The 6,777-nt window shown below is 69.0% G+C and carries 10 protein-coding genes; 1 reads left to right on the top strand and 9 read right to left on the bottom strand.

Translation table 11 applies throughout. The features are described from left to right. The 8 genes from rpsC to rpsJ form a co-directional block, all read right to left on the bottom strand. Nucleotides 1–711: 30S ribosomal protein S3 (rpsC, locus tag Q2100_RS26130; RefSeq protein WP_302916408.1), on the bottom strand; the 711-nt coding region annotated here is incomplete at its 3' end. Beyond that, a complete protein-coding gene (gene rplV, locus Q2100_RS26125) occupies nucleotides 711–1,268 on the bottom strand; it encodes a 50S ribosomal protein L22 (protein ID WP_302916407.1) in 558 nt (185 codons plus the stop codon). The genes rplV and rpsC, both read right to left, overlap by 1 nt. Continuing rightward, nucleotides 1,268–1,549 carry a 30S ribosomal protein S19 gene (gene rpsS / locus Q2100_RS26120; RefSeq protein WP_260992268.1) on the bottom strand — a complete coding sequence of 94 codons (282 nt, stop codon included), beginning with the start codon at nucleotides 1,547–1,549 and terminating at the stop codon, nucleotides 1,268–1,270. Before rpsS ends, rplV begins: the two co-directional genes overlap by 1 nt. Nucleotides 1,550–1,567: 18 nt before the next feature. Continuing rightward, nucleotides 1,568–2,404, bottom strand: coding sequence for a 50S ribosomal protein L2 (gene rplB / locus Q2100_RS26115; RefSeq protein WP_264011063.1), 837 nt, complete (start codon nucleotides 2,402–2,404; stop codon nucleotides 1,568–1,570). A 40-nt stretch (nucleotides 2,405–2,444) separates the two neighbouring features. Then, a complete protein-coding gene (rplW, locus tag Q2100_RS26110) occupies nucleotides 2,445–2,747 on the bottom strand; it encodes a 50S ribosomal protein L23 (RefSeq protein WP_264011062.1) in 303 nt (100 codons plus the stop codon). Further along, a complete protein-coding gene (rplD, locus tag Q2100_RS26105) occupies nucleotides 2,747–3,427 on the bottom strand; it encodes a 50S ribosomal protein L4 (protein WP_302916404.1) in 681 nt (226 codons plus the stop codon). The genes rplW and rplD overlap by 1 nt, the downstream gene beginning before the upstream one ends. After that, on the bottom strand, nucleotides 3,427–4,080 hold the full coding sequence (rplC, locus tag Q2100_RS26100; protein ID WP_264011060.1) for a 50S ribosomal protein L3: 654 nt from the start codon (nucleotides 4,078–4,080) through the stop codon (nucleotides 3,427–3,429). Before rplC ends, rplD begins: the two co-directional genes overlap by 1 nt. 14 nt (nucleotides 4,081–4,094) lie before the next feature. Continuing rightward, nucleotides 4,095–4,400, bottom strand: a complete 306-nt coding sequence (gene rpsJ / locus Q2100_RS26095) for a 30S ribosomal protein S10 (protein WP_003883485.1) — start codon at nucleotides 4,398–4,400, stop codon at nucleotides 4,095–4,097. A gap of 423 nt (nucleotides 4,401–4,823) precedes the next feature. On the opposite strand from rpsJ, the gene Q2100_RS26090 reads away from it, so the two are divergent. After that, nucleotides 4,824–5,297 (top strand): hotdog fold domain-containing protein, encoded by a 474-nt coding sequence (locus Q2100_RS26090; protein WP_302916402.1) that lies wholly within the window; start codon nucleotides 4,824–4,826, stop codon nucleotides 5,295–5,297. A gap of 12 nt (nucleotides 5,298–5,309) precedes the next feature. Here the strand turns inward: Q2100_RS26090 and Q2100_RS26085 are convergent. Further along, the coding region (locus Q2100_RS26085; protein WP_302916401.1) for a carboxylesterase/lipase family protein at nucleotides 5,310–6,777 on the bottom strand (1,468 nt) is incomplete at its 5' end.

The following is a 6,777-nucleotide window of genomic DNA, read 5'->3' as shown; positions in this document are numbered from 1 at the left end:
GCTGCGGCGCGGACGGGTGCCCGACGGACGCTCGCGGCGCGGCCGGTCTGCGGCCGGTGCGGCGGCGGCCAGCTCACGCTTGCCACCGACGATGTCGCCCTTGTAGATCCACACCTTCACGCCGATCCGGCCGAAGGTGGTCTTGGCCTCGTAGAGGCCGTAGTCGATGTCGGCGCGCAGCGTGTGCAGCGGCACCCGGCCCTCACGGTAGAACTCCGAGCGGCTCATCTCCGCACCGCCGAGGCGGCCGGAGCACTGCACGCGGATGCCCTTGACGTTGGGCTGACGCATGGCCGACTGGATGGCCTTGCGCATCGCCCGGCGGAACGCCACGCGGTTGGACAGCTGCTCGGCGACACCCTGTGCCACCAGCTGAGCCACCGACTCCGGGTTCTTGACCTCGAGGATGTTGAGCTGGACCTGCTTCTTGGTCAGCTTCTCCAGGTCGGCGCGGATGCGGTCGGCCTCCGTGCCGCGACGGCCGATCACGATGCCGGGACGCGCGGTGTGGATGTCGACGCGGACCCGGTCACGGGTGCGTTCGATCTCCACGTCGGCGATGCCGGCACGCTCGAGGCCCGTGGCGAGAAGTCGCCGGATCGCGACGTCTTCCTTCACGTAGTCCTTGTACTGCTTGTCGGCATACCACCGGGACTTCCAGTCGGTGGTGATACCGAGGCGGAAGCCGTGGGGATTGATCTTCTGGCCCACTACTCTGAGCCCTCCTTCGCTTCGTCAGAAGCTTCTGTCTTCTTCGCGGCAGCCTTCTTGGCCGGCGCCTTCTCAGCAGTCGCCTTGGCGGGAACCGTCTTGGCGGCGGCGGCCTTGCTGCCCTGCGCGCGTCGCGAGCGGGTGCTCGCCGACGCCTCGCCTGCGGCCTTGCCACGGCCGCTGTCGCGACGCGGCCGGCTCTCGACGATCACCGTGATGTGGCTGGTGCGCTTGCGGATCCGGAACGCACGACCCTGGGCGCGCGGACGGATGCGCTTGGCGGTCGGGCCCTCATCGGCGTGGATCGTCGCCACCACGAGGGTGGACGGGTCGAGGCCGTCGTTGTTCTGCGCGTTGGCCGCCGCGCTGGCGATCACCTTGGCGACCGGCTCGCTGGCGTCCTGCGGTGCCCACCGGAGGATGTCGAGCGCCTCGGCGACGGACTTGCCGCGCACCAGGTCGATGACCCGGCGCGCCTTGCTCGCCGAGACGCGCACGAAGCGCGCCTTCGCGACAGCGGACGGATATTCGGTGACTGTTGCGGATGGAGTACTCATTACCGGCGCTTCGCCTTCCGGTCATCCTTGATGTGACCCTTGAACGTGCGGGTGGGGGCGAACTCGCCCAGCTTGTGCCCGACCATCGACTCGGTGACGAACACCGGGACATGCTTGCGGCCGTCGTGCACCGCGAACGTGTGGCCGATGAAGTCCGGGATGATGGTGGACCGGCGCGACCAGGTCTTGATGACCTGCTTGGTGTTCTTGTCGTTCTGGACGTCGACCTTCTTGAGCAGATGGTCGTCGACGAACGGGCCCTTCTTCAGGCTGCGTGGCATCGTTGGATCCTTCCCGGCCTAGCGCTTGTTCTTGCCGGTGCGCCGGCGTCGGACGATGAGCTTGTCGCTCGGCTTGTTCTTGCGGGTGCGGCCTTCCGGCTTGCCCCACGGGCTCACCGGGTGCCGACCACCGGAGGTCTTGCCCTCGCCACCACCGTGCGGGTGGTCGACCGGGTTCATCACGACACCACGGACGGTCGGGCGCTTGCCCTTCCAGCGCATCCGGCCGGCCTTGCCCCAGTTGATGTTGGCCTGCTCGGCGTTGCCGACCTCGCCGACTGTGGCGCGGCAGCGCACGTCGACGCGGCGGATCTCACCGGACGGCATACGAAGGGTCGCGTAGGGACCCTCCTTGCCCAGCAGCTGGATGCTCACACCGGCCGAGCGGCCCAGCTTGGCGCCGCCGCCCGGACGCAGCTCGACGGCGTGGATCACGGTGCCGGACGGGATGTTGCGCAGCGGCAGGTTGTTGCCGGGCTTGATGTCGGCGTTGGCGCCGGCCTCGACGATCGCACCCTGCTTGAGTCCCTGCGGCGCGATGATGTAGCGCTTTTCGCCGTCCAGGTAGTGCAGCAGTGCGATGTTCGCGGTGCGGTTCGGGTCGTACTCGATGTGCGCGACCTTGGCGTCGACGCCGTCCTTGTCGTGGCGACGGAAGTCGATGAGGCGGTAGGCCCGCTTGTGGCCGCCACCCTTGTGCCGGGTGGTGATGCGGCCGTGGGCGTTACGACCACCCTTGCCGTGCAGCGGGCGGATCAGCGACTTCTCCGGAGTCGAGCGGGTGATCTCGGCGAAATCGGAGACGCTGGCACCGCGACGACCGGGGGTCGTCGGCTTGTACTTGCGAATAGCCATGTCTACAAAGCTCTCTCTAGTCTCTCAGTCCCTGCCCCGGCTAGGCCGGCGCTCCGAACAGATCGATCGGCTTGCTGCCCGCAGCCAGCGTGACGATGGCGCGCTTGGTGCTCTTGCGCTGGCCATAGCCCGCACGGGTGCGCTTGCGCTTGCCCTGACGATTGGCGGTGTTCACCGAGTCGACCTTGACCTTGAAGATCTTCTCGATCGCGATCTTGATCTGGGTCTTGTTCGAGTCCGGGTGCACCACGAACGTGTACACGTTGTCCTCGATCAGCCCGTAGCTCTTCTCGGAGATGACCGGGGCCAGGATGATGTCGCGGGGGTCAGTCACGGTCGCCATCAGGCCGACACCTCCTCGTCCTTGGCCGCCGCGCTGCGGGTGGCCGTTGTGATGTAGGTGTTCAGCGCCTCGACGCTGAAGATCACGTCGTCGGCCTTCAACACGTCGTAGGTGTTGAGCTGGTCCGGCGAGATCACGTGCACGCCAGGCAGGTTCCGCACGCTGAGCGTGCCGGTCACGTCGGTCCGGCCGACGACCAGCAGCACCTGCGGGCGATCGGTCAGCGTGGCCAGGAACGTCTTGGCGCTCTTCGTCGACGGGGCCTGGCCCTCGACGAACTCGGTGACGGCGTGGATACGGCCGTTGCGGGCCCGGTCCGAGAGCGCCCCGCGCAGTGCGGCGGCGATCATCTTCTTCGGGGTGCGCTGGCTGTAGTCACGCGGCTGCGGGCCGTGCACGACGCCACCGCCGGTGAACTGCGGCGCGCGTGTCGAACCCTGGCGGGCACGACCGGTGCCCTTCTGCCGGTACGGCTTCTTGCCGCCGCCGCGCACCTCGCCGCGCGTCTTGGTGGAGTGCGTGCCCTGCCGCTTGGCGGCCAGCTGCGCGTTCACCACCTGATGCATCAGCGCGATGTTGGGCTCCACGTCGAACAGCTCGGCGGGCAGCTCCACGGAGCCGTCCTTCGTGCCGCCCGGGGTGAGGACGTCGATCGTCAGTGTCTGCGTCTTGTCGGCCATTACTTCTCGCCTCGCTTGATTGCGCTGCGGACCATCACGAGGCCACCGTTGCGGCCCGGGATGGCGCCCTTGATCAGCAGGACGCCGTTCTCGGCGTCGACTTTGTGCACCTTCAGGTTCTGGGTGGTGATGCGGTCGTGGCCCATCCGGCCCGACATGCGCGTGCCCTTGAACACCCGGCCGGGGGTGGCGCAGCCACCGATGGAACCGGGACGACGGTGCACCGCCTGGGCGCCGTGCGCTGCGCCCTGGCCCTTGAAGCCGTGCCGCTTCATGGTGCCTGCGAAGCCCTTGCCCTTGCTGGTGCCCGTCACGTCGACGAAGGCGCCGTCGGCGAAGATCTCCGCCGTCAGCTCCTGGCCGACCTCGTACTCGGCGGCAGCGGTCTCGTCGTCGAGCCGGAACTCGGCGATGTGACGGCGCGGGTTCACGCCCGCCGCGGCGTACTGGCCGGACACCGGTTTGTTGACCTTGCGGGGGCTGATCTCGCCGTAGGCGAGCTGCACCGCGCTGTAGCCGTCGCGCTCCGGAGTACGGATCATCGTCACGACGTTCGGGCCGGCCTTGACGACCGTCACCGGCACGACCTTGTTGTTCTCGTCGAACACCTGCGTCATGCCCAGCTTGGTGCCCAGAATGCTCTTTCTAGCCATTTCTCTTGGGTCTCCTACTGGATGTTGACGTCGACGCTGGCCGGCAGATCGATGCGCATGAGGGCGTCAACGGTCTTCGGCGTCGGGTCGAGGATGTCGATCAGCCGCTTGTGTGTACGCATCTCGAAGTGCTCCCGCGAGTCTTTGTACTTGTGCGGGGACCGGATGACGCAGTACACGTTCTTCTCGGTCGGCAGCGGCACTGGGCCCACCACGCTGGCACCGGTACGGGTGACCGTCTCCACGATCTTGCGCGCCGAGGCGTCGATCGCCTCGTGGTCGTAGGCCTTGAGCCTGATGCGGATCTTTTGTCCCGCCACGCTTTTCCTACCTCACTCCTGCTTGTGTTCCGACTGGGGGACCCAATCGGACCTGGTGTTGCTGCGCTCCGCCCGTGGGCGTCGCGCTGGCTGTTGCCGCCGCTGTGTATCTGTCTCTGGTTCACCGACCCCCGCGCTCGGGTGTGTCGCCCTCGCGCACACTCGCCCGCGCCGGAAAACCGCCACGATCGAGAGTTGGGACCGGATGCACCCCTTCGGGTGCCAGTCGCATGCCCGGCCAGGTGTGAACCCGGCTCAAGGCAACCCGAACAGTATGCCTCAAGAGCGGGCGTCATCCAAATTGCTGGCCGGCCGCCCGACAGCGCACCGGGCACGGGTCGTGTGCACGGGAAACGGCGTCGTCACCCAGCTGAACACCGCGGTCCGCGACCGGTCAACTTACTCGCGAGTAAGGTAGCGCGGATGAGTGAGACGACCAGCACGTACCGGGCCTGGCAGCGACTGGCCGGCGTGCCTGCGGGCAGCCGCCTGTTCTCCGCCGCGGCGATCGCGCGGGTGCCCTACTTCGCCTCGATCGCGCCGCACGTGGTGCGCATGGAGCCCGGGCTGGCGGAGGTCGCGGTGCCGAAGTGGTTCTTCGTCCACAACCACCTGCACACGGTGCACGCGATCGCGTCGTGCAACGCCGCCGAGATGGCGATGGGCATGTTGATGGAGGCCACGGTGCCGACCACGCACCGGTGGATCCCCAAGGCGATGACGGTGCAGTACCTGCAGAAGGCGACGACGTCGCTGCGGGCGACGGCCCGGCTCGACCCGCCGGACTTCACGGCCATCACCGAGGGCGCCGATCTCGTGGTCCCCGTCACGGTCACCGACCGCGGCGGCGAGGAGGTGGTGCACGCCGAGATCACCACCTGGGTGACACCGGCCTGATCCGCCCGCGGGCTACTCGAGCCCGGCCCAGAACGGGCAGCGGTGTTCGGCGTCGAAGGTGTCGACGATGCGGCTGCCGCCCGGCTGCAACGACATCCGCGCCGGGTCGGCGATGCCGTCGAGCGCGGGCCAGTCGGGCTGGCCCACCGCGTCGGGCTTCCCGGTGGTCACGAAGCGGCTCCAGTAGTCGATCATCTGGTCGGAGAGCCGGTGCTGGTCGTCCGACAGCGCAGGCGCGCCGCCCACGTCGAACAGGTAGCGCAGCTCGAGTGAGTGGCTGGCGCCCACCTTGAACGGCAGCGTCCGCAGCGGCTCGGGCGCGGGCGCGTCGCGGTCGTTGAACTCGTAGGCGTACACCGGTCCGCTGCGGGTCAGGCCGTCGGCCATCCGGTCGGTGACGCAGGCGAACGCCCCGTCGGTGACGGCCGCCGAGTAGGCCAGTGCCGCATCGGGATAGTCGGCGAGCGGATAGCGCGCGGCCACCGCCGCAGCGTCGTCACCGAACGTGTCGCGCAGCAGCGCAGGGTATTCGGTGTCGGGATAGCGCACGCCCCGCAGATACTGCAGCGCGACGAACAGGGTGAACTCGTCGCGGGTGGTGCCGATCAGCACGGGCACCTCGAGCGCCCGGCCGTCGGCCATGGTCCGCACCGGGTCGACCGGCAGCGTCCGTGTCCCGGTCACCGGACCGGTCAGGCGGTCCTCGCCGATGCCGGTGTACCAGACCGGCTCGCGGAGCTTGTCGACGGGCAGGTCGCGCAGGCACTCGGCCGCGGTGCCCGGATCGGCGCAACCGGCGCGGGCGGCGTAGTCCACGCTGGCGCGTTCGGCGGTCGGCAGGTCGGCCTGCACCTGGCACGGGGCGCTCATCACGACCGCCGCCCGGAACAGGTCTGTGGAGCCTGGCGCGACCAGGTGGTCGCAGACCGACATGCCGCCGGCCGACTCGCCGGCCACGGTGACCCTGCCGGGGTCGCCGCCGAACCGGCTGATGTTGTCGCGCACCCAGCGCAGCGCGGCCTGCTGGTCGGCGAGCCCGTAGTTGCCGACGTCGCCGGCCGGCCCCAGCGCCGGGTGGGCCAGGAAGCCCAGCGTGCCGAGCCGGTAGTTCACCGTCACCACGACGATGTCACCCCGCGACGCCAGCCAGCTGCCGTTGTAGACACCGCCGCTGCCGTTGACGAACGCGCCGCCGTGTATCCACACCATCACCGGCTTGGGCTCGGCAGACACCGGCGGCGTCCACACGTTCAGCGTCAGGCAGTCCTCGTCGGTCTGCCTGCCGAATTCCAGGTCGGCAGTGGGGTCCTGGATGCAGCGGGGACCCGGGTGGGTGGCGTCGCGCACGTCGGCCCATGGCTGCGCCTGCGCCGGCGGGCGGAAGCGCAGCGGGCCCGTCGGCGGCGCCGCGTACGGGATCCCCGAGAACTCCCGGTGACCGGCCGACACCTCGCCGCGGACCCGTCCGGTGACGGTCTCC

Source organism: Mycolicibacterium arseniciresistens, from assembly GCF_030519285.1.
GTDB classification, from domain to species: domain Bacteria; phylum Actinomycetota; class Actinomycetes; order Mycobacteriales; family Mycobacteriaceae; genus Mycobacterium; species Mycobacterium arseniciresistens.
This window is presented reverse-complemented; position numbering and strand designations above follow the sequence as displayed.

Excerpts from the sequence above, each read along its gene's own strand:
- rplB (WP_264011063.1), bottom strand. The coding sequence starts at position 2,404 with ATGGCTATTCGCAAGTACAAGCCGACGACCCCCGGTCGTCGCGGTGCC.
- rpsS (WP_260992268.1), bottom strand. The coding sequence starts at position 1,549 with ATGCCACGCAGCCTGAAGAAGGGCCCGTTCGTCGACGACCATCTGCTC.
- rplW (WP_264011062.1), bottom strand. The coding sequence starts at position 2,747 with ATGGCGACCGTGACTGACCCCCGCGACATCATCCTGGCCCCGGTCATC.
- rplD (WP_302916404.1), bottom strand. The coding sequence starts at position 3,427 with ATGGCCGACAAGACGCAGACACTGACGATCGACGTCCTCACCCCGGGC.
- rplC (WP_264011060.1), bottom strand. The coding sequence starts at position 4,080 with ATGGCTAGAAAGAGCATTCTGGGCACCAAGCTGGGCATGACGCAGGTG.
- rplV (WP_302916407.1), bottom strand. The coding sequence starts at position 1,268 with ATGAGTACTCCATCCGCAACAGTCACCGAATATCCGTCCGCTGTCGCG.
- Q2100_RS26090 (WP_302916402.1), top strand. The coding sequence starts at position 4,824 with ATGAGTGAGACGACCAGCACGTACCGGGCCTGGCAGCGACTGGCCGGC.